The sequence below is a fragment of the Pseudomonas sp. N40(2020) genome (assembly GCF_014472415.1).
GTDB lineage: Bacteria > Pseudomonadota > Gammaproteobacteria > Pseudomonadales > Pseudomonadaceae > Aquipseudomonas.
Genome location: NZ_JACSZV010000033.1, coordinates 1 through 25,860, shown reverse-complemented (window position 1 = coordinate 25,860; position 25,860 = coordinate 1). Strand labels below are relative to the sequence as shown.

At 59.1% G+C, this 25,860-nt stretch carries 28 protein-coding genes; 20 read left to right on the top strand and 8 right to left on the bottom strand.

What is annotated here, in order from left to right; translation table 11 throughout:
- Positions 1–32 precede the first annotated feature (32 nt).
- From IAI51_RS19990 to IAI51_RS19980, 3 genes are all read right to left on the bottom strand, one after another.
- Entirely contained in the window at positions 33–764 is a 732-nt protein-coding gene (locus IAI51_RS19990; protein ID WP_370872606.1) for a GntR family transcriptional regulator, read from the bottom strand.
- 283 nt (positions 765–1,047) lie between these two features.
- Positions 1,048–1,563 (bottom strand): murein L,D-transpeptidase family protein, encoded by a 516-nt coding sequence (locus IAI51_RS19985; RefSeq protein WP_187680016.1) that lies wholly within the window; start codon positions 1,561–1,563, stop codon positions 1,048–1,050.
- A gap of 49 nt (positions 1,564–1,612) precedes the next feature.
- On the bottom strand, positions 1,613–2,164 hold the full coding sequence (locus IAI51_RS19980) for an NUDIX hydrolase (RefSeq protein ID WP_187680015.1): 552 nt from the start codon (positions 2,162–2,164) through the stop codon (positions 1,613–1,615).
- Positions 2,165–2,311: 147 nt separating this feature from the next.
- Between IAI51_RS19980 and IAI51_RS19975 the strand changes: the two genes are divergently transcribed.
- The 5 genes from IAI51_RS19975 to purT all read left to right on the top strand — a co-directional run bounded on the left by IAI51_RS19975 (position 2,312) and on the right by purT (position 5,668).
- Positions 2,312–2,911 (top strand): CoA pyrophosphatase, encoded by a 600-nt coding sequence (locus tag IAI51_RS19975; protein ID WP_187680014.1) that lies wholly within the window; start codon positions 2,312–2,314, stop codon positions 2,909–2,911.
- A gap of 48 nt (positions 2,912–2,959) precedes the next feature.
- Entirely contained in the window at positions 2,960–3,484 is a 525-nt protein-coding gene (locus tag IAI51_RS19970; protein ID WP_034154816.1) for a gamma carbonic anhydrase family protein, read from the top strand.
- The gene (locus IAI51_RS19965) at positions 3,481–3,690 is read left to right on the top strand and encodes a DUF1289 domain-containing protein (RefSeq protein WP_187680013.1); all 210 of its coding nucleotides are present in this window, start codon (positions 3,481–3,483) and stop codon (positions 3,688–3,690) included. The genes IAI51_RS19970 and IAI51_RS19965 overlap by 4 nt, the downstream gene beginning before the upstream one ends.
- Before the next feature lie 228 nt (positions 3,691–3,918).
- Positions 3,919–4,386 carry a preQ0 transporter gene (locus IAI51_RS19960; RefSeq protein WP_187680012.1) on the top strand — a complete coding sequence of 156 codons (468 nt, stop codon included), beginning with the start codon at positions 3,919–3,921 and terminating at the stop codon, positions 4,384–4,386.
- Positions 4,387–4,486: 100 nt separating this feature from the next.
- Positions 4,487–5,668 (top strand): formate-dependent phosphoribosylglycinamide formyltransferase, encoded by a 1,182-nt coding sequence (gene purT, locus IAI51_RS19955; protein ID WP_187680011.1) that lies wholly within the window; start codon positions 4,487–4,489, stop codon positions 5,666–5,668.
- A 94-nt stretch (positions 5,669–5,762) separates the two neighbouring features.
- On the opposite strand, the gene IAI51_RS19950 is transcribed toward purT, so the two are convergent.
- The 3 genes from IAI51_RS19950 to IAI51_RS19940 form a co-directional block, all read right to left on the bottom strand.
- Positions 5,763–7,079, bottom strand: coding sequence for an MFS transporter (locus IAI51_RS19950; RefSeq protein ID WP_187680010.1), 1,317 nt, complete (start codon positions 7,077–7,079; stop codon positions 5,763–5,765).
- A 310-nt stretch (positions 7,080–7,389) separates the two neighbouring features.
- The gene (locus tag IAI51_RS19945) at positions 7,390–8,631 is read right to left on the bottom strand and encodes a transporter associated domain-containing protein (RefSeq protein ID WP_187680009.1); all 1,242 of its coding nucleotides are present in this window, start codon (positions 8,629–8,631) and stop codon (positions 7,390–7,392) included.
- Between the two features lie 13 nt (positions 8,632–8,644).
- Positions 8,645–9,457 carry an inner membrane protein YpjD gene (locus IAI51_RS19940; RefSeq protein ID WP_187680008.1) on the bottom strand — a complete coding sequence of 271 codons (813 nt, stop codon included), beginning with the start codon at positions 9,455–9,457 and terminating at the stop codon, positions 8,645–8,647.
- Positions 9,458–9,652: 195 nt separating this feature from the next.
- On the opposite strand from IAI51_RS19940, the gene ffh reads away from it, so the two are divergent.
- From ffh to IAI51_RS19875, 13 genes are all read left to right on the top strand, one after another.
- Positions 9,653–11,029: a signal recognition particle protein gene (gene ffh, locus IAI51_RS19935; protein WP_008081630.1), complete on the top strand. Its 1,377-nt coding sequence runs from the start codon at positions 9,653–9,655 to the stop codon at positions 11,027–11,029.
- 249 nt (positions 11,030–11,278) lie between these two features.
- On the top strand, positions 11,279–11,530 hold the full coding sequence (rpsP, locus tag IAI51_RS19930; RefSeq protein WP_003185073.1) for a 30S ribosomal protein S16: 252 nt from the start codon (positions 11,279–11,281) through the stop codon (positions 11,528–11,530).
- A gap of 5 nt (positions 11,531–11,535) precedes the next feature.
- Complete coding sequence (rimM, locus tag IAI51_RS19925) at positions 11,536–12,072, top strand: ribosome maturation factor RimM (RefSeq protein ID WP_095191188.1); 537 nt, start codon at positions 11,536–11,538, stop codon at positions 12,070–12,072.
- 2 nt (positions 12,073–12,074) lie between these two features.
- Positions 12,075–12,827: a tRNA (guanosine(37)-N1)-methyltransferase TrmD gene (gene trmD / locus IAI51_RS19920; RefSeq protein WP_187680007.1), complete on the top strand. Its 753-nt coding sequence runs from the start codon at positions 12,075–12,077 to the stop codon at positions 12,825–12,827.
- A gap of 45 nt (positions 12,828–12,872) precedes the next feature.
- Positions 12,873–13,223 carry a 50S ribosomal protein L19 gene (rplS, locus tag IAI51_RS19915; RefSeq protein WP_003175895.1) on the top strand — a complete coding sequence of 117 codons (351 nt, stop codon included), beginning with the start codon at positions 12,873–12,875 and terminating at the stop codon, positions 13,221–13,223.
- A gap of 148 nt (positions 13,224–13,371) precedes the next feature.
- A complete protein-coding gene (locus tag IAI51_RS19910; RefSeq protein WP_187680006.1) occupies positions 13,372–13,785 on the top strand; it encodes an acyl-CoA thioesterase in 414 nt (137 codons plus the stop codon).
- Between the two features lie 67 nt (positions 13,786–13,852).
- Positions 13,853–14,749, top strand: coding sequence for a site-specific tyrosine recombinase XerD (gene xerD, locus IAI51_RS19905; RefSeq protein ID WP_187680005.1), 897 nt, complete (start codon positions 13,853–13,855; stop codon positions 14,747–14,749).
- Between the two features lie 163 nt (positions 14,750–14,912).
- The gene (gene dsbC / locus IAI51_RS19900) at positions 14,913–15,644 is read left to right on the top strand and encodes a bifunctional protein-disulfide isomerase/oxidoreductase DsbC (RefSeq protein ID WP_187680004.1); all 732 of its coding nucleotides are present in this window, start codon (positions 14,913–14,915) and stop codon (positions 15,642–15,644) included.
- A gap of 131 nt (positions 15,645–15,775) precedes the next feature.
- Positions 15,776–17,080 carry a homoserine dehydrogenase gene (locus IAI51_RS19895; RefSeq protein WP_187680003.1) on the top strand — a complete coding sequence of 435 codons (1,305 nt, stop codon included), beginning with the start codon at positions 15,776–15,778 and terminating at the stop codon, positions 17,078–17,080.
- A gap of 66 nt (positions 17,081–17,146) precedes the next feature.
- Positions 17,147–18,556, top strand: coding sequence for a threonine synthase (gene thrC / locus IAI51_RS19890; RefSeq protein ID WP_187680002.1), 1,410 nt, complete (start codon positions 17,147–17,149; stop codon positions 18,554–18,556).
- A gap of 120 nt (positions 18,557–18,676) precedes the next feature.
- Positions 18,677–20,050 carry a transporter substrate-binding domain-containing protein gene (locus tag IAI51_RS19885; RefSeq protein WP_187680001.1) on the top strand — a complete coding sequence of 458 codons (1,374 nt, stop codon included), beginning with the start codon at positions 18,677–18,679 and terminating at the stop codon, positions 20,048–20,050.
- A gap of 117 nt (positions 20,051–20,167) precedes the next feature.
- On the top strand, positions 20,168–20,575 hold the full coding sequence (locus IAI51_RS19880; protein ID WP_187680000.1) for a response regulator: 408 nt from the start codon (positions 20,168–20,170) through the stop codon (positions 20,573–20,575).
- A 164-nt stretch (positions 20,576–20,739) separates the two neighbouring features.
- On the top strand, positions 20,740–21,021 hold the full coding sequence (locus IAI51_RS19875; RefSeq protein ID WP_187679999.1) for a DUF3509 domain-containing protein: 282 nt from the start codon (positions 20,740–20,742) through the stop codon (positions 21,019–21,021).
- A gap of 178 nt (positions 21,022–21,199) precedes the next feature.
- Here the strand turns inward: IAI51_RS19875 and IAI51_RS19870 are convergent, their stop codons facing one another.
- Complete coding sequence (locus IAI51_RS19870; RefSeq protein WP_187679998.1) at positions 21,200–22,180, bottom strand: TIGR02285 family protein; 981 nt, start codon at positions 22,178–22,180, stop codon at positions 21,200–21,202.
- Positions 22,107–23,306: a CaiB/BaiF CoA transferase family protein gene (locus IAI51_RS19865; protein ID WP_187679997.1), complete on the bottom strand. Its 1,200-nt coding sequence runs from the start codon at positions 23,304–23,306 to the stop codon at positions 22,107–22,109. The genes IAI51_RS19870 and IAI51_RS19865 overlap by 74 nt, the downstream gene beginning before the upstream one ends.
- 146 nt (positions 23,307–23,452) lie before the next feature.
- Here IAI51_RS19865 and IAI51_RS19860 point away from each other — a divergent pair, with 146 nt between their 5' ends.
- Together IAI51_RS19860 and recJ are read left to right on the top strand one after the other, a co-directional pair.
- Positions 23,453–23,995 (top strand): YaeQ family protein, encoded by a 543-nt coding sequence (locus tag IAI51_RS19860; protein ID WP_007908961.1) that lies wholly within the window; start codon positions 23,453–23,455, stop codon positions 23,993–23,995.
- Positions 23,996–24,050: 55 nt separating this feature from the next.
- A complete protein-coding gene (gene recJ, locus IAI51_RS19855; RefSeq protein ID WP_187679996.1) occupies positions 24,051–25,760 on the top strand; it encodes a single-stranded-DNA-specific exonuclease RecJ in 1,710 nt (569 codons plus the stop codon).
- Positions 25,761–25,860: the final 100 nt, after the last annotated feature.

Below are 25,860 nucleotides of genomic sequence, written 5' to 3'. Positions count from 1 at the left end.
TTCGGTTCTCGCTGTTTGACGTCTGCGCCCGGTTAGCGGCGCAGCTCTGCAACAAAGTCGTAGTAGTCGTTGCGGCAATAGGTGTCGGTGACTTCGATCGGCGTGTTGTCTTCCAGATAGCCGACCCGGGTCATCAGCAGCATGGCGGTGCCGGGGGCGATGCCGACCAGCGCGGCGAACTCGTCCGAGGCGTTGATCGCCTGGATGTGCTGCAAGGCGCGGACGATCGGTTTGCCGATGCCGTCGAGGTATTCGTAGAGCGAATCGCCCACCGCTTGCGGTTTGGGCATGATCGAGGCGGGCAAGGTGCTCATCTCGATGGCCATCACGGTGTCGTCGGCTTTGCGCAGGCGCTTCATGCGCGCGACCTTGTCGTTCGGCGACAGGCTCAGGCGAATCAGTTCTTCGTGGGTCGGCAAGGTGATTTCCCGCTCCAGCCACTGTGAGCTGGGCACGAAGCCCTTGAGGCGGAGCATTTCACTGAAGCCGGAAAGGCGGGAGAGGGGTTGCTCCAGACGTGGGGTGATGAAGGTGCCGGAACCTTGCAAACGACGGATCAAACCTTGATCGAGCAGAACTTCCAGTGCCTTGCGCGCTGTCACCCGGGAGATGCCCAACTGTTCGCTGAGATTGCGCTCGGATGGCATCGCCTGTTCGGCTTTCCATTGCCCGGCATGAATCGCCGCTTCCAGGTTGCGCGCCAGTTGCAGGTACAGCGGCGTCGGCTGGGAATCGTCAGGGCGTAGGACGTGGAGGTCATTCATGTAGGTCATTTCCGGCGCGAGTATAGGATTGTTGTGGCGCGCTTGTGAGGCGGAAATTAATACCACTTGAATACCATGTCAACGCAGGGAAATGGCCGTTGGCCCAATGAAATGGCGGGTTTTAGGGGGAGTGGTTTTAAGTGGTATTAGCGGGTGGCTTTAAAAAGCAAAAGATCGCAGCCTGCGGCAGCTCCTACAGTGGGAAGTGGTATCAACCCTGTAGGCGCTGACGCAGCCTGCGATCTTTTGATTTATTTTTTCGAGAGCGACCAAAGGTCGGTCGTTAAGGGCGAATCTCGATCATCGTGCCGTCCGGCACCAAGCCCCAGACTTCGCGCATGTCCATGTTGCGCATGGCGATGCAGCCGTCGGTCCAGTCCAGGGTGTGGAACAGATCTTCGGGCGTTTCTTCCGAGTCCGGCGTGCCGTGGATCATGATCATGCCGCCAGGCTCGACGCCTTCACGCCGGGCACGCGCCGAATCGCTGATGTTCGGGTAAGAAATGTGCATCGACAGATTGAATTTTTCGCTGGTCTTGCGCCAGTCGATCCAATAGAAGCCTTCAGGTGTGCGCTTGTCGCCTTCAATCAGTTTCGGACCTTTTTTTGCTCCCTTGCCCAGAGAGATGCGATAGGTCTTGAGTGGCTTGCCGTCGACGATCAACTGCAGTTGATGAGCCGATTTGAGCACCAGTACTTTTTCGATGAGAGGAGTATTCGACGGCGTCACGGTGGTCACGAATGACGCTTGCGAGACCGTGACGAACGACAGGCAAAACAGGGCAAGCAACCAGCGCATTGAAACGATTCCCCAAGGAGTGACGCAGATATTTTATTTATAGAGGCTTTTAGGTGATGGCAGGCTGGGCCAGCGGCGGAATCGATTCGGAACGAACCGGATAGACCTCGGCGCGCCGGTCAGCGAAGAAGCATTCTAGGGTACGGCCCACCGTGCGGAAAGCCAGTTCGTCCCAGGGGATGTCGGCTTCGTCGAATAGTTGTACTTCCAGGCTTTCGGGGCCGGCGGCAAAATCCAGATCGACCAGTTCGGCGCGGAAGAACACATGCACCTGGCTGATGTGCGGCACATCGATCAGGGTATAGATGCTCAGGTTACGCACCCGGGCGCAGGCTTCCTCGGCGGTTTCGCGGGTCGCGGCTTGCTCGATCGTTTCGCCGTTCTCCATGAATCCGGCGGGCAACGTCCAGTAACCGAGGCGCGGTTCGATGGCGCGGCGGCAGAGCAACACTTGAGTGCCCCATGTCGCGACGCAACCGGCAACGATATTGGGGTTCTGATAGTGAATGGTCTGACAGCTATCGCAGACAAATCGCAGCCGCGAGTCGCCTTCGGGAATGCGCTGTGTCACCGGGTTACCGCACTGGCTGCAAAATTTCATGCTGGGGTTCCTGAATGCTGCGCCTATCTTGGCGTGCAGCGGTGCCGGTCGGCAAGTTGTCGTTTCGCGACACGGCAAGATTCAGGGGCTTGGGCGGTCGCAATGATTGGTGCATGATGCAGGGCAAGGCACAGATCGAGAACACTCATGCTGGACGAGCTACTGCATCGGGTAAGCAACCACACACCGCGCACGCTGGAGACCGACACACGTTTCCCCGAGGCCGCCGTTCTGGTGCCGATCACCCGCAGTGACGAGCCGGAACTGGTATTGACCCTGCGCGCCAGCGGTCTCTCGACTCACGGCGGCGAAGTCGCCTTCCCCGGTGGACGCCGCGATCCCGAAGACCCCGATCTGATTTTCACTGCCCTGCGCGAAGCCGAAGAAGAGATCGGCCTGCCGCCGGGACTGGTCGAAGTGATCGGCCCGCTCAGTCCGCTGATCTCCCTGCACGGTATAAAGGTCACGCCTTATGTCGGCGTGATCCCCGATTTTGTCGAATATCTGGCCAACGATGCGGAAATCGCTGCCGTATTCAGTGTGCCACTGGAATTCTTCCGCAAAGACCCTCGCGAACACACCCATCGCATCGACTATCAGGGGCGCAGTTGGTATGTGCCGAGCTATCGGTACGGTGAATTCAAGATCTGGGGGCTGACAGCGATCATGATCGTCGAGTTGATCAATCTGCTCTATGACGCGAAAATCAGCCTGCATCAGCCCCCTAAAAGCTTTATCAACACCTGAAAGCCATCGCTCGAATGGCCCTTCATCGTGAGCCCTGAGGAAAACAAGATGAAATACCGCTTGGGCGACGCCCGTGTCGAAACCCATCCACAGAGCTGGGTCGCCCCCAACGCCGTGCTGGTGGGCAAGGTCAAGCTGGAAGAGGGCGCCAACGTCTGGTTCAACGCGGTGCTGCGCGGCGACAACGAACTGATCCTGATCGGCAAGAACAGCAACGTCCAAGACGGCACGGTGATGCACACCGACATGGGTTTTCCGCTGACCATCGGCACCGGCGTGACCATTGGCCACAACGCCATGCTGCATGGCTGCACAGTCGGCGATTACAGCCTGATCGGCATTAACGCGGTGATTCTCAACGGCGCGAAGATCGGCAAAAACTGCATCATTGGCGCGAACTCGCTGATCGGTGAAGGCAAGGAAATTCCCGACGGTTCACTGGTCATGGGTTCGCCGGGCAAGGTGGTGCGAGAACTGACCGAGCCACAGAAGAAGATGCTCGAAGCCAGCGCCGCGCACTATGTGCATAACTCCCAGCGTTATGCGCGTGATCTGGTTGAGCAGGAAGAATGACGACCACCGAACGACCTGTCGCCTCGCCGTGCGTGAATATCTGTGCGCTGGACGAGGATGATATTTGCACGGGCTGCCAGCGGACGGTCGAGGAGATTACCCGTTGGAGCCGGATGAGCAATGACGAGCGGCGGGCAGTGTTGGGGTTGTGTCATGAGCGGGCGAAGGCGAGTGGGTTGGTTTGGATGATCCCTTCGAAATCGTGATCGACTTGAAAATGCCCTCACCCTAACCCTCTCCCAGAGGGAGAGGGGACTGACCGAGGTGTCTTTCGCTATACGCCGACTTGGCATACCGAGTCGAACTCAGGTTTCGAAACGCACCCGATCTGCTCCCTTTCCCCCTCGCCCCCTTGGGGGAGAGGGCTGGGGTGAGGGGGTGGCTCTTGATCTGCCGGTCAAGTAACCTGTGCGCCAATCTGACAGGTCGCCCCCATGATTTTCCTCATCGCCTACATCAGCAGCGTCGTGCTGATCAACTTCGCCTTCTCCACCGCACCCCACCTGGACATCATCTGGTCGGCCTGGGGTGGTTTGGTGTTCGTGCTGCGCGACATGGTGCAAACCCGCTTTGGTCATGGCGCCATCGTGGCGATGCTGGCGGCACTGGTGTTGTCATACGTCACATCCGATCCGTCCATTGCCCTGGCCAGCGCCACGGCGTTCGCGGTCTCCGAGTGCATCGACTGGCTGGTGTTCAGCATCACCAAGCGGCCGTTGCGCGACCGTTTGTGGATCAGTTCGGCGCTGAGCATTCCCCTCGATACCTTCATCTTTTTCGGCATGATCGACCTGCTGACACCACCCGTGATCATCACCGCGCTGGCCTCGAAATTTGCCGGCGTCACCGCCGTCTGGCTGATCATGGCCTGGCGTGATCGCAAACAGGCCGTCGCCAGCTGAAGCCAAACCCTCGGGTTCATGTAAAATGCCGCGCTTTCTCCCCATGGAAAGCGCGTCTGGCGTTGCTTTCCTCGATGATCCGCTTCTTTGAGGACCTGAGATGACCCGTATCGGAACTCCATTGTCGCCAACCGCGACCCGCGTATTGCTGTGTGGCTGTGGTGAGTTGGGCAAGGAAGTGGTGATCGAGCTGCAACGCTTGGGCGTTGAAGTGATTGCCGTCGACCGTTACGCCAACGCGCCGGCCATGCAAGTCGCCCATCGCAGCCACGTGATCAACATGCTCGACGGCGCAGCCCTGCGTGCAGTCATCGAGGCCGAGAAACCGCACTTCATCGTGCCGGAAATCGAAGCCATCGCCACCGCCACTCTGGTCGAGCTGGAAGCTGAAGGCTTCACCGTGATCCCGACCGCTCGCGCTGCGCAATTGACCATGAACCGCGAAGGCATCCGTCGTCTGGCCGCTGAAGAGCTGGACCTGCCGACCTCGCCGTACCACTTTGCCGACACCTTCGAGGACTACAGCAAAGCCGTTCAGGACTTGGGTTTCCCATGTGTCGTGAAACCGGTGATGAGTTCGTCGGGCAAAGGCCAAAGCCTGCTGCGCAGCAACGATGACGTGCAGAAGGCCTGGGACTACGCCCAAGAGGGCGGCCGCGCGGGCAAAGGTCGGGTGATCATCGAAGGCTTTATCGATTTCGACTACGAAATCACTCTGCTGACTGTGCGCCATATGGGTGGCACCACGTTCTGCGCGCCAGTGGGTCACCGCCAGGAGAAGGGCGATTACCAGGAATCCTGGCAGCCACAGGCCATGAGCCCGATTGCGCTGGCGGAATCCGAGCGCGTTGCCAAAGCCGTGACCGAGGCTTTGGGCGGCCGTGGTCTGTTTGGCGTCGAGCTGTTCATCAAAGGTGATCAGGTGTGGTTCAGCGAAGTGTCGCCGCGCCCGCATGATACCGGTCTGGTCACACTGATTTCCCAGGATCTGTCGCAGTTCGCCTTGCACGCTCGGGCCATTCTCGGCCTGCCAGTGCCGCTGATCCGTCAGTTCGGGCCATCGGCTTCGGCGGTTATTCTGGTGGAAGGTCAGTCGACCCAGACGGCATTCGCCAACCTTGGCGCTGCGCTGAGCGAGCCGGATACCGCGCTGCGTCTGTTCGGCAAGCCTGAGGTCAATGGTCAGCGCCGCATGGGCGTGGCATTGGCGCGTGATGAGTCGATCGAGGCCGCTCGTGCCAAGGCGACCCGCGCTGCTCAGGCTGTTGTCGTAGAACTCTAAACCGAGTCGCGGCATTCGCGAGCAGGCTCGCTCCCACTGGGAAATGCATTCCAAATGTGGGAGCGAGCCTGCTCGCGAAGCTTTTGATCTTCTGTCAGGCAATCTGATTCAGATCGTTATTCCTCGTTTCCTTCAAGCACAGCACCGCAATCACACTCAGCACCGCTGCCGCCGACACATACCCGCCGACATAACTCAAACCACCCATCGCCACCAGTTTCTGCGCAAAGAACGGCGCCGCCGAGGCTCCGACAATGCCGCCGAGGTTGTAGGCTGCCGATGCGCCGGTATAACGCACGTGAGTCGGAAACAGCTCCGGCAACAGCGCACCCATCGGGGCGAATGTCACACCCATCAAGAACAGCTCGATGCACAGGAACAGCGCCACGCCCCAGGTCGAGCCATGAGTCAGCAGCGGTTCCATCAGGAATCCGGACAGAATCGCCAGCACGCCGCCGATGATCAGCACCGGTTTGCGCCCGTAACGGTCACTGGCCCAGGCCGACAGCGGTGTCGCGGCTGCCATGAACAGCACGGCAAAGCACAGCAGGCCAAGGAACGTCTCACGGCTGTAACCGAGGGTGGACACGCCGTAGCTCAGGGAAAACACCGTCGAGATATAGAACAGCGCATAGCACACCACCATCGCCGCCGCGCCCAGCAGCGTCGGTACCCAATACTGGCTGAACAGCTCGACCAGCGGCACTTTCACTCGCTCCTGACGGGCGATGGCATTGGCGAATACCGGGGTTTCGTGGAGTTTCAGGCGTACGTACAGGCCGACCATCACCAGTGCCGCGCTGAGCAGGAAAGGAATCCGCCAGCCCCAGCTGCGGAACTGCTCGTCGCTCAGCGTCATGGCCAATGTCAGGAACAGGCCGTTAGCCGCGAGAAAGCCAATCGAAGGGCCGAGCTGCGGGAACATGCCGAACCACGCGCGCTTGCCCTTCGGCGCGTTTTCCGTGGCCAGCAATGCGGCTCCGGCCCATTCGCCGCCCAATCCCAGGCCCTGACCGAAACGCAGCACGCACAACAGAATCGGTGCCCAGGCCCCGATGCTGGCGTAACCCGGCAGCACGCCAATCAGCGTTGTACAAACCCCCATCAACAGCAGCGAAGCGACCAGCGTCGATTTACGTCCGATGCGATCACCGAAATGGCCGAACAGCGCCGAGCCTAGCGGGCGGGCAAGGAAGGCAATGCCGAAGGTGAGAAACGCCGAGAGCATCTGCGCGGTGCCGGAGGTCTGCGGAAAGAACACCGGTCCGATCACCAGTGCGGCGGCCGTGGCGTAAACGTAGAAGTCGTAGAACTCGATGGCCGTGCCGATGAAGCTCGCCGTGGCCACGCGGGTGGCGGAGTTGGTCGGCTGGGCAGGCGCGGTGTCGCTGTAAGCGGTACTGGTCGTCATGCGGTGATCCCTGACAGTCATATGCTCCGTTGGAGCGAATTATTATGGTGGAGTACCCAGGGATGTGGGATGAGGCGCGAGCGCTGTTTCGAGTAGGAACAGTCGTCGGTGTGATGCGGAAACAGTCGAGACCTGTTTAGTGCTGGGTAAGCACAGGGTCGGCGGCGCTTGGGTAAGCGCCTCGATTATAGGAAGGTGGCTAACGATTGAACAAGCGCAAAAGATCCCAACCTTCGGCAGGTCCTACAGGCGCATTCCAAATGTAGGAACTGCCGAAGGTTCCGGCCGCGTTCGGACGATCTTTTGATCTTTACCTGGCAGGAACCACAGCGGGCACCGAACTCGTATGCCAGATCAATACCCTGCTTACCCGGTTCTCCTCGGTTTCGAGAATCTCCAGGCGATATCGACCGATCTTCAGGCAAACCGCACTCTCCGGAATGGTTTCCAGCGCCTCTGTCACCAACCCGTTGAGGGTTTTCGGTCCATCGCTGGGCAAATGCCAACCCAGGCATTTGTTCAATTCGCGAATCGAGGCGGTGCCGTCAATCACCATGCGGCCATCGGGCTGCGGATGAATGTGCGGATTATCGAGGCTGTGCTCGCTTTCGAATTCGCCGACAATCTCTTCGAGAATGTCTTCCAGAGTGACGATACCGAGCACTTCGCCGTACTCGTCCACCACCATGCCCAAACGCCGCTGCTGCTTATGGAAATTCAGCAGTTGCAGTTGCAGGGGCGTGCTTTCCGGGACGAAGTAAGGCTCGTAACTGGCGGCCAGCAGCGCTTCGCGGGTCAGGCTATCGTCGTTCAACAGGTGGCGGATCTGGCGGGTATTGAGCACCGCTTCGACCTGATTGATGTCGCTGTGGAACACCGGCAGGCGCGTGCGCTTGGTGTTGCGCAGTTGTTCGATGATGTCTTCTATCGGGTCGTCGAGATTGATGCCGTCGACGTCACTGCGCGGTACCAGAATGTCATTGACCGTAATGTTGTCCAGCGCGTGAATACCCGAGACCGGGTGCAGGCGAATCGGGTGTTCGGGATCGTCATGTCGATCAGCTTGCACATCGTCTTCGCTTTGTTGCACTACTTGGGCTTTGCGCGCAAACGGACGCATCAGCAAAGCGCTGATCCGGCTGAACAGCCAGGCAAGCGGATAAATGATCTTGAGCGGCACGGCCAGCAGGGTATTGCCGAATGCCAGTACGGCGTCGGGATAACGCTGGGCGAGGGTGCGCGGAAAGTAATCGGTGAACACCAGCAGTATTGCGCCGGCACCCAGGGACGCCGCCCAAGGACCGTTTTCTTCACGGAGGAAAATCGCCAGCAGCGTCGCAATCACCACGGCGAGCGCACGGCACAGGGTGTTGCACAGGATCAGGCTGTCGAGCGGGAAGCTCAGCTTCGCCAGCGGTTTATCGCTGGCGCGCGAGGCGGTGCGTTGCGCGAGCAGATGCTGCTGCGCGATTTCGACGGCGGTAAACAGCCCCGACCATAAAATCAGCAGGAAAAATACCGCGAGCATCGGCCCTATGGGCAAACCGTCCATTTATTGCCGCCCGTCAGATATGCAGGATGTATTCACGAACCAGTTTGCTGCCGAAGTACGCCAACATCAGCAGGCAGAAACCGGCGAGAGTCCAGCGAATCGCCTTGTGGCCGCGCCAACCGAGACGATTACGACCCCACAGCAGCACGCTGAAGACGATCCAGGCCAGGCACGCCAGTAAGGTTTTATGGACCAGATGCTGGGCGAACAGGTTCTCGACGAACAACCAGCCGGAGATCAACGACAGCGACAACAGCGTCCAGCCGGCCCAGAGGAAACCGAATAGCAGGCTTTCCATGGTTTGCAGCGGCGGGAAGTTCTTGATCAGGCCGGACGGGTGCTTGTGCTTGAGTTGGTGGTCTTGCACCAGCAGCAACAAGGCCTGGAACACCGCTATGGTGAACATGCCGTAGGCGAGGATCGACAACAGGATGTGGGCGAGGATGCCCGGCTCTTCATCGATGATCTGTACGGTGCCGGCCGGGGCAAACTGCGCCAGCAGCACGGTGGCCGCGCCCAGCGGGAACAGCAGTACCAGCAGGTTTTCCACCGGAATTCGCGAGCACGCCAGCAATGTCAGGGCAATCACGGCGGCGGCAATCAGGCTGGCGGCGCTGAAAAAGTCCAGGCCCAGACCGATCGGCGTCAGCAGGTGGGTGAGCAGGCTGGCGCTGTGGGCCAGCACGGCGAGGACGCCGAGCGAAACCAGCAGGCGCTTGTTAGCCTTGGCGCCGGTGGCCAGACGAGTGCCTTGATAAAGGGTCGCAGCGGCATATAGAAGGGCGGCGGCGAGTGTGGTCAGCAAACTGGGTGACAAGGGGAGCATAAATCCTGTTAGGCAAGCCCGAAAGGCGCTGAGTTTGGCATAGAACCGCCACACCACGAAAGTGCGAGGTGTCCGCCCGGCGCAGTCTTCGCTATAATCCGCGACCTGCCCACGCCGCAGGCTCGCCGAGCACATGTTGATTCCGGTCTGGGCCGCCATTATCCCGGTCTACACAGGGCCTGAAAGGATCGCGCAATGTTTGAAAACTTAACCGACCGTCTCTCGCAGACGCTGCGCCATGTCACCGGCAAGGCGAAGCTGACCGAAGACAATATCAAAGACACCCTGCGTGAAGTGCGCATGGCGTTGCTCGAAGCCGACGTCGCCCTGCCGGTGGTCAAGGACTTCGTCAATTCGGTCAAGGAGCGCGCTGTCGGCACCGAGGTGTCGCGCAGCCTGACGCCGGGCCAGGCGTTCGTGAAGATCGTCCAGGCCGAACTCGAAAGCCTGATGGGCGCGGCCAACGAAGACTTGAACCTGAGCGCCGTGCCACCCGCCGTGATTCTGATGGCCGGTTTGCAGGGCGCCGGTAAAACCACCACCGCCGGCAAACTTGCGCGCTTCCTTAAAGAGCGCAAGAAGAAGTCGGTCATGGTCGTGTCGGCGGACGTCTACCGTCCCGCGGCTATTAAACAGCTGGAAACCCTGGCCAACGACATCGGCGTGACGTTCTTCCCGTCCGACCTGAGCCAGAAGCCGGTCGACATCGCCACTGCGGCTATAAAAGAAGCAAAGCTCAAGTTTATTGATGTGGTCATCGTCGACACCGCCGGTCGTCTGCACATCGACGAAGAGATGATGGGCGAGATCAAGGCGCTGCACGCCGCGATCAACCCGGTAGAAACCCTCTTCGTGGTTGACGCCATGACCGGTCAGGACGCGGCCAACACGGCCAAGGCCTTCGGTGATGCACTGCCGCTGACCGGTGTGATCCTGACCAAGGTCGACGGCGATGCCCGTGGCGGTGCCGCCCTGTCGGTGCGCGCCATCACCGGCAAGCCGATCAAGTTCATCGGTATGGGCGAGAAGAGCGAAGCGCTCGATCCGTTCCACCCTGAGCGTATCGCTTCGCGGATTCTCGGCATGGGCGACGTGCTCAGCCTGATCGAACAGGCCGAAGCGACCCTCGACAAAGACAAGGCCGACAAACTGGCCAAGAAGCTGAAGAAGGGCAAGGGCTTCGATCTCGAAGACTTCCGCGATCAGCTGCAACAGATGAAGAACATGGGCGGCCTCGGCGGCCTCATGGACAAACTGCCGAGCATCGGCGGCGTCAACCTGTCGCAAATGGGCAATGCCCAGAATGCCGCAGAGAAGCAATTCAAGCAGATGGAAGCCATCATCAACTCCATGACCCCGGCCGAGCGCCGCGACCCTGAGCTGATCAGCGGTTCGCGCAAGCGCCGGATCGCCATGGGTTCCGGCACTCAGGTGCAGGACATCGGTCGCTTGATCAAGCAGCACAAGCAGATGCAAAAGATGATGAAGAAATTCACCGCCAAAGGCGGAATGGCGAAAATGATGCGCGGCATGGGCGGTATGTTGCCCGGCGGCGGGATGCCAAAAATGTAAATAACTGGCCGGTCGTCGCACCGGCGCAGGCCCCGCAAGGATGCGGGATCAACAGCAAACCCGCACTCGGCGGGAGCTGACTGGCCGTTTTCATCGACGGCTCTATATGCAAATCTGCACGGCATGCCATAGGCGCCGGAAAAAGTCATTTGCAAAAGTCCGGATATTCCTTAGAATATGCGGCCTTTCGGGCACCCATGCCCGCTGTGCATTTAGATTTGCAGCACCGACTACAGGAACGATGTTCACATGCTAACAATCCGTCTTGCCCTTGGCGGCTCCAAAAAGCGCCCGTTTTACCACCTGACCGTAACCGACTCGCGCAACCCGCGTGACGGTTCCCACAAAGAACAGGTTGGTTTCTTCAACCCTGTTGCCCGTGGTCAGGAAATCCGTCTGTCCGTGAACCAAGAGCGCGTTGCCTACTGGCTGAGCGTTGGTGCACAACCTTCTGAGCGCGTTGCTCAGTTGTTGAAGGAATCTGCCAAGGCTGCGGCCTGAGCAATATGAACGCGACGCCTGCTGTTGCCGATGATTTGATCGTTATTGGCAAAATCTACTCTGTTCACGGCGTTCGCGGCGAAGTGAAGGTTTATTCCTTTACTGATCCGACTGAAAACCTGTTGCAGTACAAAACCTGGACGCTCAAGCGCGAAGGCAATGTCAAACAGGTCGAGCTGGTCAGTGGACGCGGGAGCGATAAGTTCCTGGTCGCAAAGCTCAAGGGTCTTGATGATCGTGAAGAAGCTCGTCTTCTGGCCGGTTACGAGATCTGCGTGCCACGCAACCTGTTCGCTGAATTGACCGAAGGCGAGTACTACTGGTACCAGCTGGAAGGTCTGAAGGTCATCGATCAACTGGGGCAATTGCTCGGGAAAATCGATCATCTTCTGGAAACCGGCGCCAATGATGTAATGGTAGTCAAGCCTTGCGCTGGCAGCCTGGATGATCGCGAACGCCTGTTGCCCTATACGGAGCAATGCGTGTTGGCAGTCGACCTCGCAGCGGGCGAGATGAAGGTGGATTGGGATGCGGACTTCTAAACGTGGCTAATTTGCGCGTAGAAGTGATCAGTTTGTTTCCCGAGATGTTTTCCGCCATTGGCGACTACGGCATCACCAGTCGTGCGGTCAAACAGGGGCTCTTGCAGCTGACCTGTTGGAATCCGCGGAACTACACGACGGATCGGCATCACACTGTGGACGATCGCCCGTTTGGCGGTGGTCCGGGCATGGTGATGAAGATCAAGCCCCTGGAAGATGCTCTGGTTCAGGCCAAAGCAGCAGCCGGGGAGGCGGCGAAGGTGATTTACCTGTCCCCCCAAGGCCGTCAACTGACTCAGTCGGCGGTACGCGAGTTGGCAAAATCGGATGCATTGATCCTGATTGCCGGCCGCTATGAAGGCATTGACGAGCGCTTTATTGAGGCTCATGTCGATGAAGAGTGGTCGATTGGCGACTATGTACTGTCTGGCGGCGAGCTGCCGGCCATGGTCCTGATTGATGCGGTTACACGACTGCTGCCTGGAGCTTTAGGGCATGCGGACTCCGCCGAGGAAGATTCCTTTACGGATGGTCTGCTGGATTGCCCGCACTACACCCGACCTGAGGTGTATGCGGATCAGCGTGTACCCGACGTGTTGCTGAGTGGCAACCACGCGCATATCCGGCGTTGGCGTTTACAGCAGTCCCTTGGTAGGACCTATGAACGACGCGCCGATCTTCTGGAAAGCCGCTCGCTTTCTGGAGAAGAGAAGAAGCTGCTCGAGGAATACATCCGCGAGCGGGACGATAGTTAACAACGTATCGATGGTAGATCAGTTGATTTACCTTAGGAGCACAGCATGACCAACAAAATCATCCTTGCACTCGAAGCAGAGCAGATGACCAAAGAAATCCCTACCTTTGCCCCAGGCGACACCATTGTCGTTCAGGTGAAAGTGAAGGAAGGCGATCGTTCCCGTCTGCAAGCGTTCGAAGGCGTTGTAATCGCCAAGCGTAACCGCGGCGTGAACAGTGCATTCACCGTTCGTAAGATCTCCAACGGTGTCGGCGTAGAGCGTACTTTCCAGACCTACTCCCCGCAGATCGACAGCATGGCTGTTAAACGTCGCGGTGACGTACGCAAAGCCAAGCTGTACTACCTGCGCGACCTGTCGGGTAAAGCAGCTCGCATCAAGGAAAAACTGGCTTAAGTCCAGCTTCCGATGCAGAAAAAAGCAGCCTACGGGCTGCTTTTTTGTTGCCTGCAATAAACTGCCCCCATCCTGTAGGAGCTGCCGAAGGCTGCGATCTTTTGATCTTGTTTTCGATTTGCAGTCTACTTTTTACGAGTCATCTCACATGTCTATCCGTGACCAGGAAATCGAACGCCGCACCGAACTCTCGGTGACTCGCGTAACCAAAGCCGTCTTTCCGCCGACCACCAACCACCACAACACCCTGTTCGGCGGCACTGCGCTGGCGTGGATGGACGAAGTGTCGTTCATCACCGCCACACGTTTCTGCCGTTTGCCGCTGGTGACCGTGTCCACCGACCGCATCGACTTCAACCACGCGATCCCGGCCGGCTCCATTGTCGAACTGGTCGGGCGGGTGATCAAGGTCGGTAACACCAGCCTCAAGGTCGAGGTGGAAGTGTTTGTTGAAAGCATGAGCTGCGATGGTCGCGAGAAGGCGATTCATGGCCAGTTCAGCTTTGTCGCGATTGATGATGACAAGCGTCCGGTGCCGGTGTTGCCAGGGTTTTCCGCCTGAGTGTTCCGTGATCGGGTGCGCTGTGAAAAACTGTCCCCCCAGCTGTTGCTGCCTGACTTGAGCCTCTATGTCCGCCATTGACCATCCACTGATTGACCAATTCCTCGACGCCTTGTGGTTGGAGAAAGGCCTGTCCGACAACACGCGTGGCGCCTATCGCAGCGATCTGGCGCTGTTCAACGGCTGGCTGCAGGAGAAGAACCTTGAGCTGATCAACGCCGGCCGCGAGCTGATCCTCGATCACTTGGCCTGGCGTCTGGAGCAGAACTACAAGCCGCGCTCCACGGCGAGATTTCTTTCCGGTGTGCGTGGCTTTTATCGGTATCTGCTGCGGGAAAAGCTGATCACCGTCGACCCGACGTTGCGCGTCGATATGCCGCAACTGGGTAGGCCGCTGCCCAAATCGCTGTCAGAAGCAGACGTCGAGGCGTTGTTGAAAGCACCGGACTTGAGCGAAGCCATCGGCCAGCGTGATCGCGCCATGCTGGAAGTCTTGTACGCCTGCGGTTTGCGTGTGACCGAACTGGTCAGCCTGACGCTGGAACAGGTCAACCTGCGCCAGGGCGTATTGCGGGTGATGGGCAAGGGCAGCAAGGAGCGTCTGGTGCCGATGGGCGAAGAGGCAATAGTCTGGATCGAGCGCTACATGCGTGACGGCCGTGGCGAGTTGCTTGGCGGGCGCCCCAGCGATGTGCTGTTCCCCAGCCAGCGTGGTGAACAGATGACCCGCCAGACCTTCTGGCACCGGATCAAGCATCAGGCCAAGGTCGCCGGGATCGGCAAGTCGCTGTCACCTCACACCTTGCGACATGCATTTGCCACGCATCTGCTCAACCATGGCGCTGACTTGCGCGTGGTGCAGATGCTGCTCGGGCATAGCGATCTGTCGACCACGCAGATCTACACCCACGTCGCCCGGGCGCGGTTGCAGGATCTGCATGCCAAACATCACCCGCGTGGCTGAACAAAGATCATGCAGGAAGAGGGTGTGGTCTCTTGCGACAGGCGCATTCGGCCACCGTGACCTTATGTGTTAGGCTTTGCCGGTTTGCACGATGGACGGTTATGACCCGGTGTTCCGGCACTGGCGTTCTGATCGATCCATTTGTCCGCCTTCAGGAGTTCTCATGCGTCTGACCCAGATTTTCGCCGCCGCAGCCATTGCGTTGGTCAGTACCTTTGCCGTCGCCGATGACGCGGCCGACAAAGCGATTCGTCAAAGCCTGGAAAAACTCGAACTCGAGGTTCCGGTAGAAAGTATCAGTGCCAGCCCGTTGCCAGGCATGTATGAAGTCAAGCTCAAGGGCAGCCGCGTGCTGTACGCCAGCGCCGACGGCCAATACATCGTCCAGGGTTACCTGTTCCAGCTCAAGGACGGCAAACCGGTCAATCTGACCGAGAAGACCGAGCGTCTGGGCATCTCCAAACTGGTCAACGCCATCCCTGTGGCCGAAACCGTGGTTTACCCGGCCGTGGGCGAGACCAAATCGCACATCACCGTGTTCACCGACACCACCTGCCCGTACTGCCACAAGCTGCATGCCGAAGTGCCGGAGCTGAACAAGCGTGGCATCGAAGTGCGTTATGTTGCGTTTCCGCGCCAGGGCCTCGGCTCGCCGGGTGACGAGCAACTGCAAGCGGTGTGGTGCTCGAAAGACAAGAAAGCGGCCATGGACAAAATGGTCGATGGCAAGGAAATCAAGGCCGCCAAGTGCGAGAACCCGGTTTCCAGACAATTCGCTCTGGGGCAGTCGATTGGTGTGAACGGTACACCGGCCATCGTTTTGGCCGACGGACAAGTCATTCCGGGCTACCAGCCTGCGCCACAAGTCGCCAAACTGGCGCTGGGCGCCAAGTAATTCGCATCGTCACGGTCAGGCTTTGACGATCATGGTCCGGTAGCAACATCGCCGGGCCATTAATAGAGAGCCGCGAGCACGCGGTTGTTTTCCGGCCGACCCTGAGTCGGCCGTTTTATGGGGAGTTCACAGTGAATCCGGTCAAAGTAGGCATCTGTGGGTTAGGGACCGTCGGTGGCGGTACCTTCAACGTACTTCAGCGCAACGCCGAGGAAATTGCTCGTCGTGCCGGGCGTGGGATCGAAGTGGCACAAATTGCCACGCGCACGCCAAAGCCTCAGTTCCAGACGACCGGTATTGCGATTACCAACGATGTCTTCGAAGTGGCCACGAACCCTGAGATCGATATCGTCATAGAGCTGGTGGGCGGCTATACCGTTGCCCGCGAGCTGGTACTCAAGGCCATCGAGAATGGCAAGCATGTGGTCACCGCGAACAAGGCTCTGATTGCCGTTCACGGTAATGAAATTTTCGCCAAGGCACGCGAGAAAGGCGTGATCGTGGCGTTCGAAGCGGCTGTGGCCGGTGGCATTCCGGTGATCAAGGCGATCCGTGAAGGCCTGTCCGCCAACCGCATCAACTGGGTCGCCGGGATCATCAACGGCACCGGCAACTTCATCCTCACCGAAATGCGCGAGAAGGGTCGCACCTTCGAAGACGTGTTGGCCGAGGCTCAGGCTCTGGGTTACGCCGAAGTCGATCCGACGTTCGACGTCGAAGGCATCGATGCGGCGCACAAGCTGACGATTCTGGCTTCGATCGCGTTCGGCATTCCGCTGCAATTCGACAAGGCTTACACCGAAGGCATCACCAAGCTGACCACGGCTGACGTCAACTACGCCGAAGCGCTCGGTTATCGCATCAAGCACCTCGGTGTGGCGCGCATCACTGATGCCGGCATCGAGTTGCGCGTACACCCGACGCTGATTCCGGCCGATCGTTTGATCGCCAACGTCAACGGTGTGATGAACGCGGTGATGGTCAACGGTGACGCTGCCGGTTCGACCCTGTTCTACGGCGCCGGTGCCGGTATGGAGCCGACAGCTTCGTCGGTGATCGCCGATCTGGTGGACGTGGTTCGCGCCATGACCTCCGATCCGGAAAACCGCGTACCGCATCTGGCTTTCCAGCCGGACTCGCTGTCGGCCCATCCGATCCTGCCGATCGAAGCCTGCGAAAGCGCTTACTACTTGCGCATCCAGGCCAAGGACCATCCGGGCGTACTGGCTCAGGTGGCGAGCATCCTCTCGGAGCGCGGCATCAACATCGAGTCGATCATGCAGAAGGAAGTCGAGGAACACGACGGTCTGGTGCCGATGATCTTGCTGACCCACCGTGTAGTGGAACAGCGCATCAACGATGCAATCGCCGCCCTCGAAGCTCTGGCCGGCGTGAACGGTCCGGTTGTACGGATCCGCGTCGAGCACCTGAACTAAGCCGCCATTGTTCACCGGGCCCGTGCGCGGGCCCGGCTTTGCGAACACTCTCCATTGGAGTCAGTCATGCGTTACATCAGTACCCGCGGCCAGGCACCGGCCCTGAATTTCGAAGATGTCCTGCTGGCCGGTCTTGCCTCCGACGGCGGTCTGTACGTCCCGGAAGTGCTGCCACGTTTCACTCAGGAGGAAATCGCTTCCTGGGCCGGCCTGCCGTATCACGAGTTGGCCTTCCGAGTGATGCGCCCGTTTGTAACCGGCAGCATTCCCGATGCCGATTTCAAGAAGATCCTTGAAGAAACCTACGGTGTGTTCTCGCACAGCGCCGTGGCGCCACTGCGTCAACTGAACGGCAACGAATGGGTGCTGGAGCTGTTCCACGGCCCGACCCTGGCGTTCAAGGACTTCGCCCTGCAACTGCTCGGTCGTCTGCTCGACTACGTGCTGGAAAAGCGTGGCGAGCGCGTGGTGATTGTCGGTGCAACCTCCGGTGATACCGGTTCGGCCGCCATCGAAGGCTGCAAACACTGCGAAAACGTCGACATCTTCATCCTGCACCCGCACAACCGTGTGTCCGAAGTGCAGCGTCGCCAGATGACCACGATTTTCGGCGAGAACATCCATAACATCGCCATCGAAGGCAACTTCGATGACTGCCAGGAAATGGTCAAGAACAGCTTCGCCGACCAGAGCTTCCTCAAAGGCACGCGTCTGGTGGCGGTGAACTCGATCAACTGGGCGCGAATCATGGCCCAGATCGTTTACTACTTCCACGCAGCCCTGCAGTTGGGCGGTCCGGCGCGTTCGGTGTCGTTCTCGGTGCCTACCGGCAACTTCGGTGACATCTTCGCCGGTTACCTGGCGCGCAACATGGGCCTGCCGATCAATCAGCTGATCGTCGCCACTAACCGCAACGACATCCTGCACCGCTTCATGAGCGGCAACCAGTACGTCAAGGAAACCCTGCACGCCACGCTGTCGCCGTCGATGGACATCATGGTCTCGTCGAACTTCGAGCGCCTGTTGTTCGACCTGCACGGTCGCAACGGTGCAGCGATTGCCGGTCTGATGGATTCGTTCAAACAGGGCGGCGGCTTCAGCGTCGAGCAAGAACGCTGGACCGAAGCGCGCAAACTGTTCGACTCGCTGGCCGTGGATGACGCGCAAACCTGTGAAACCATCGCCGACGTCTTTGCACAGACCGGTGAAGTACTCGACCCGCACACGGCTATCGGCGTCAGAGCCGCGCGCGAATGCCGTCGCAGCCTGGACATCCCGATGGTGATTCTGGGCACTGCACACCCGGTGAAATTCCCGGATGCAGTGGAAAAGGCCGGTGTAGGAAAAGCTCTCGCACTACCTGCACATCTTTCTGATTTGTTTGAGCGAAACGAGCGCTGCACCGTTCTGCCAAATGAGCTGAAAGCCGTACAAGCCTTTGTCAGTCAGCATGGCAACCGCGGCAAGCCGCTTTAAGCCGCTAAAAGCTGTCACATTTTGAAGCCCGTCTCCTGACGGGCTTTTTTGTTTCTGCTGCCACACTGCTGGGGTTTTCACCCATGAAGGACGGGTGAGTCGATCACGAAGGAAGTGGCAATGCTGTTTTATAGAGGTTTGAAACCGGCACTGGGCTGGTTGTTTGTGTTCGGGTTGCTGGCATGGATGCGCGGCAGTGTGGCGGCGCAACTGGCACTGCATGAGGAAGGGGTGGCACTCAATGTCCAGTCCGTGGAACTGAACGCGCACGAGCGCCAATGGATTCGCGATAACCCCAAGGTGACGGTGGCGTCGGTGCAGTACCCGTTGTATCTGTTCAAGGACGAACATGGGCAGTGGAGCGGTTTGAACAACGATGTGCTCAAGCGCCTCACCGCGATGACCGGGTTGCAATTTGTGCATCAGGAATCTTTTTCCACCGATCATATGCTGGAGCGCCTTGAGAGCGGGGCGGCGGACATCAGTACTACCCTGGCCGTGAGTGATGAGCGCAAGGTTTTTCTGGATTTCAGCCACGCATTCGGTGGCGCCGGATGGGTGTTTGTCGGTCGCGCCGGATCGCCGCAGGTGGAGTCTTTCGAGCAATTGGCCAAGCGCGTGGTTGTGCTGCCGGCCCGCCATGCGCTGGAGGATGTGATTCGGCGTGACTTCCCGGCGATCGAGATACGTTCGGTCAAGACCTATGCCGAAGCCCGGGCTCTGGTCGAGAGCGGCGAAGCCTACGCGACCATTGAAAACGAGATTGGTGCACAGCTTTATCCTTTGGGGTTGCTCAAGGTGGGCGGCCTGGTGGAAGGCAAGTGGGAAGCCGATAACCTGGCCGTGCGCAAGGGCATGCCGGAGCTGCTGAGCATTCTCAACAAGGCGCTGGAGGCGTTTCCGGCCGCCGAGTTGCGGGCCATTCGCCTGAAATGGCTTGAAGGCATTTCACCGGCGCCTGTGCCGTCCATGTGGCAGCGCATGATCGAATGGGGCTGCTGGATGATGGGCGGGCTCGGCGTGTTCGGTTTGTTGTCGCTGATATGGAATCGGCGACTGACGGCGGTGATCAAGTTGCGGCGCGAGGCGGAAAAGGATCTTGGCGATCAACTGGCGTTTCAGCATGCACTGATCGATTCCATGCCCGATCCGGTGTTCGTCCGCGATCTGCAAGGGCGTCTGATTATGTGCAACCGCAGCTATGAAGAGGCGCTTTCGGTTCGACTGGATCAGGTGCAGGGGCGGCAGTTGATCGAGGTCGGTGCGTTACCCGAAGCGACGGCGTTGATGTTGCACGACGAGTTCATGATGCAACTGCGCACGCGCAAGTCGCGTTTCAGCAAGCGGCAATTGCAGTTCAAGAACGGCCCGCGCGAGGTCTATCAGTGGACGGTGCCTTTTTACAGTGCCGACGGCCAATTGCGTGGCCTGCTGGGCGGCTGGACGGACATCACTCAGCGCCGGACGGAGAGCGGGTGCAGATGTCCGCATTGAAGTTGGGAAATCTCCTATACGACGTGACTACTTTTCTGATGGGAGGCTTAAGACGGCTGCCCTAGAGTGAACGACAACTGCGGTGAGAGTCCGCGATTGTCGCTTCAGAGGTCGCCCATGCGCTCGCTTAAAGTCCTGATTCTTGAACCCAATCCGTTCCAGTTGATGGCATTGCATCAAATGCTCAATGCCATTGGCATCTACGACGTACTGACGGCGCCGTCGCTGGCATCGGCCCTGTGTTCACTGGGGCATCGCGGCGCTGTCGACATCGCTATTTGCGATCCGCAACTCAAAGGGGGCGATGGCCTGGCGCTGATCCAGCATCTGGCGGAGCAGCAAGAAGCGCGTGCGCTGATCCTTTTGGGCGCGGTCGCGCCGAGTCTGCTGAACGATCTGGACTCATTGCTGCGCGAGCATCGGTTGCGACTGCTGGGGCGTCTGCAAACACCGGTCTCGGCGGTGCTGATGAGAGGTTTGCTGGACAGCTACCTGATCGCCCATACGCAGCCTGTTGGCGTTTGAGGGGCGTGGTTATTTTTCTGTCATCTTCGCCGTGCATGCTCTGACAGACCGGTGGCGCTGCAGTGCTTGCAACCGAAATGCAGAACTTTCTTCTCGGGCCGGTGGTCATTTACAGTGGACACGCCCCAGACACAATGTTTTCGGACTATTGAGTGGAGATCGAGATGGAAAGTATCAGTCTATTGCTCGGTGAGGCTCTGAGCCCGTATCAGGTTTCGTTGTCCCCAAGTGGTGCCCAGGGTGAATGCCTGGTGACCTTGAAGAACAGCAGCGGCGCCATTGTGGTTGAACGCCAATTCAATCACGCGCAGTTGACCGACAAGCGTCAACTGACCGATGTCGTTGATGGTTTGCACCGTGACATCCTGATTGCCGAAGGGCGCTTGGAGCCCTGCGTGATCGCAGCATTGCGCAATGCAGCCCTGGACAAGCGTCCGGCGCTTTGAAAAATGAAATGTTTTTTGTGGGAACCTTCCTGCATCCGAGTCAGTCAGACCCCGTAACAGCAGGATCAAGCATTGTGCTCCGGTGCTTGTCGCTTGCTGCTACTGGTCTTTTTTACAGGCCACGTTTAACCCCGAGTCGTCTCCCCACTTCTCGGGGTTTCTTTTGTCTGCAATTTGCTCACTGCGCCGCCTGCTGTTCGAAGAACGTCCGGGCCTGTTCGAGGTAACCCTCACGCCTGTCGGGATCGAGCCAGTCGGCATAGCGCTGGTTCAACTGATCGTGGGGCAGGGTACGCAGCTGTTGGTTGATCTCGGTGATCGCCTGGCGACCTTGTGGGGTGTCGGAACATCCGATGTAACCCGACAGGTATTTAGCGTTGCCCCGAATCGGATAAAACAGCAGCTCGTCTTCGGCAATTTTTGCCAGATGAGCCTGGTAGCGGATTTCCGGCCAATAACCCAGAACTACCTGTAACCGTCCGAGACGCTGCATCATCAGCAGGCTGTTAAGGGCGTCGTTGCCGTAATGCGGTGTGAGTGCGTCTTTTGGTGCCTGGCGCAGCAGGTTGTCGACGAGCTCACCGTAACTGCGCTCCGCGACGACGCCGACCTTTTCCTTGCCATCGGCCAAAAGCGCCGCCAGATCGACTTCACCGTCCACCAGAAACCGCGCCAATACGTCGCGATCTTTCTGACGCACCACCAGCCCGTTGCTGACAGCGCGAAACGCAGGAATGGAAAACGCGATCCATTGCGCGCGCTCTTTGCTCCAGATTAACGATGGGTCGCAGGTGAACGAGGCTTCGTGAAGCATCTGCATGCCGCGGGCGCGGTTGACCCGCATCAGTGTGTGTTCGTATTGCGGCATGCCGGCGATCAGCATCGGCATCAGGTGATCGATGACGCCCTGGCCCTTTTTAGGACCTTCGAAAATCGTCAGCGGCGGCATGTCGCGCAGTAACCAGATCAGCGTCGGTTTCGCCTGCGCCCAAGCCGGCAAACCCAGCAGAAACAGCAAGCCGAACAGGCGCCACGTCCACCAGTGATGGGCGCGGTTGGCGGCTGATGTCTGTCGGTTTTTCAGTTCAAATGGCTCCGTCTTCGCGCAGTCGAGTGATCTGCTGTTCGTCGTAGCCAAGATCGTGGAGTACCTGCGCATTGTGTTCACCGAGCTGCGGCCCGACCCATTCGGACGAGCCCGGTGTCTCAGAGAGTTTCGGCACGATGCCCGGCATCTTGAAGGGCTTGCCGTCCGGCAACTTGGCGTGCAGGAACATTTCCCGGGCCAGGTATTGCGGATCGGTGAGCATGTCCTCGGCGCTGAAGATCCGGCTGACCGGCACGTCGGCCTGATTGAGCAGGTCGAGCACGGTTTGCAGCGGCAGCGAATTGACCCAGCGATCAATTACGCCATACAACTCGTCACGGCGGCTATCGCGCCCGTCGTTGCTGGCCAGCGTCGGGTCGTTGGCCAGATCGTCGCGGCCTATCACCTGCATGAAACGTTTGAAAATCGCATCGCCATTGGCGCCGATCTGCACATGCTTGCCGTCAGCGCTGGTGTGGATCGAGGAGGGCGTGATGCCGGGCATGATGTTGCCGGTGCGTTCGCGGATGAAACCGAACACATCGAACTCCGGCACCATGCTTTCCATCATAGCGAAGATGGCTTCATACAACGCCACATCGACCACTTGGCCCAAGCCGCCGTTGACCTCGCGATGACGCAGCGCCATCAACGCGCCGATCACGCCCCACAGCGCGGCAATCGAATCGCCGATGGAAATCCCGGTGCGCACCGGTGGCCGATCCTCGAACCCGGTGATGTAGCGCAAGCCGCCCATGGATTCGCCGACGGCACCAAAACCTGGCTGATCCTTCATCGGCCCGGTTTGACCGAAACCGGACAGACGCACCATCACCAGTTTCGGGTTCAAGGCGTGCAGGATCTCCCAGCTCAGGCCGAGCTTCTCCAATACGCCGGGTCGGAAGTTCTCGATCAGGATATCGGCTTCAGCGAGCAGTTTTTTCAGGATTGCCAAACCCTCGGGGTGTTTGAGGTTCAGCGTCAGCGATTTCTTGTTGCGCGCCTGAACGAACCACCACAGCGAAGTGCCTTCGTACAACTTACGCCACTTGCGCAAGGGATCACCGCCGTCCGGCGATTCGATCTTGATCACTTCGGCGCCGAACTCGCCGCAAATGCGCGAGGCAAACGGCCCGGCAATCAACGTACCCAATTCAATGACTTTCACACCGCTGAGCGGCTTGTTGGCGAACGGCATACTGAATCCTGTAGGACAAGGTTATGCGGATACAGCGTTTTAACATAGCCGGCTGTCAGGCGCGCAAAGTTGATCGCCATCAATTCGATGATTGCCTACGGCATCGGTTAGACTTGCCGACTTTCCTTGTATCAAGAAGCCCGTTCATGGCCCAGCCGTCCACTACGTACAAATTCGAACTGAACCTCACCGACCTCGACCGCAGCGTCTACGAGAGCGTCAAGCAGACCATCGCCCGTCACCCTTCGGAGACCGAAGAGCGCATGACCGTGCGGCTGTTGGCCTACGCCCTCTGGTACAACGAGCAGTTGTCGTTTGGCCGTGGTCTGTCGGACGTGGATGAACCGGCGCTGTGGGAAAAAAGCCTAGACGACCGTGTTCTGCACTGGATCGAAGTCGGCCAGCCAGACGCCGATCGTCTGACCTGGTGCTCACGCCGCACCGAACGCACCAGCCTGCTGGCCTACGGCAGCCTGCGCGTCTGGGAAACCAAGGTCATCCCGGCGATCAAGAACCTGAAAAACGTCAACATCGCTGCGGTCCCGCAAGAAGTGTTGGAAACCCTGGCCAAGGACATGCCTCGCGTCATCAAGTGGGACGTGATGATCAGCGAAGGGACGATCTTCGTCACCGACGACCGTGGTCAGCACGAAGTCCAGTTGCAATGGCTGCAAGGTGAGCGCGGCTGATCCTGCGCGTTCACCGAATTAATCCCACGTATTCAATAGAAGCCTCCGTCACTCCATGCGTATCGAACCTCGCCAACTGCCTGCCACTCTGCCATTTCTCGGTGATCTGCCACCGCTGCTGACCCGTTTGTACGCGGCGCGGGGCGTGCAGTCCGAGGCGGAGCTGGACAAGAGCCTGGCGCGCTTGATTCCGTTCCAGCAACTCAAGGGCATTGATGCGGCAGTAGATCTGCTGGTGACGGCGCTGGAGCAACGTCAGCGCATCCTCATCGTCGGTGACTTTGACGCGGACGGCGCCACCGCCAGTACGGTCGGCATGCTCGGTCTGCGTCTGTTGGGTGCGGCGCACGTCGATTATCTGGTGCCGAACCGTTTTGAATACGGCTACGGCCTGACCCCGGAAATCGTCGAAGTCGCCATGACCCGCGAGCCGCAGTTGCTGATCACCGTCGACAACGGCATCTCCAGCGTCGAAGGCGTTGCCGCCGCGAAGCGTCATGGGCTCAAAGTACTGATCACCGATCACCACTTGCCTGGCGACGAACTGCCGGCGGCCGATGCGCTGGTCAATCCGAACCAACCGGGCTGTGAGTTTCCGAGCAAGGCGCTGGCCGGGGTCGGGGTTATTTTCTATGTGTTGATGGCCTTGCGTGCGCGCCTGCGCAGCCTCGGCTGGTACGAGAGCAAACCGCAACCGAACATCGGCGAGCTGCTTGATCTGGTGGCATTGGGCAGCGTGGCTGACGTGGTGCCGCTCGACGCCAACAATCGCATTCTGGTGCACCAAGGTCTTGAGCGCATTCGTGCCGGGCGCGCGCGGCCGGGGATCAAGGCGATTCTTGAAGTGGCAAAGCGTGACGCGGCGCGGATAACCTCCACGGATCTCGGCTTTATCGTCGGCCCGCGGCTCAATGCCGCCGGACGTCTGGATGACATGAGTCTGGGTATCGAATGCCTGCTCACCGCCGACGCCAATATGGCCCAGGAAATGGCCGCGCAACTGGACGGCATGAACCAGGATCGCAAATCCATCGAGCAGGGCATGCAGCGTGAAGCGCTGGCCCAGCTCAAGGATTTGCCCGTCGAGTCGATGCCGTACGGTTTGTGCCTGTTCGATCCGGAGTGGCACCAGGGTGTTATCGGCATCCTCGCCTCGCGCATGAAAGAGCGTTATTTCCGTCCGACCATTGCCTTCGCCGATGCTGGCGATGGCTTGCTCAAAGGCTCGGGGCGATCGGTGCAGGGCTTCCATATTCGTGATGCCTTGAGCGTGGTTGCGGCGCAACATCCGAACCTGATCGCCAAGTACGGTGGCCACGCGATGGCGGCAGGCCTGACCTTGCCGCAAGAGAATTTTCCGTTATTCGCCGAGGCATTTGACGCCGAAGTGCGTAGGCAACTTCGCGAAGAAGACCTCACCGGGCGTTTGCTCTCGGACGGTACGCTGGCGGTTGAAGAGTTTCACCTCGAACTAGCCCGCGCCCTGCGCCACGCCGGACCGTGGGGGCAGCACTTTCCGGAACCGCTGTTCCACGGCGTGTTCCAGTTGGTCGAGCAGCGCGTGGTTGGCGAGCGTCATTTGAAAGTGGTGCTGAAAAGCGAGTGCGGTTCGGTGAAACTCGACGGCATCGCGTTCGGCATCGACCGCGATATCTGGCCGAACCCGACCATCAAGTGGGTCGAGCTGGCCTACAAACTCGACGTCAACGAGTTTCGGGGCAACGAGACCGTGCAACTGATGATTGCCCACATCGAACCGCGCTAACCCCTTCGCGAGCAAGCTCGCTTCCACAGGCCCGGTGTTGTCCCTGTGGGAGTGAGCTTGCTCGCGAAGGCGGACTTTCACACACAGAATCACTCTGAAC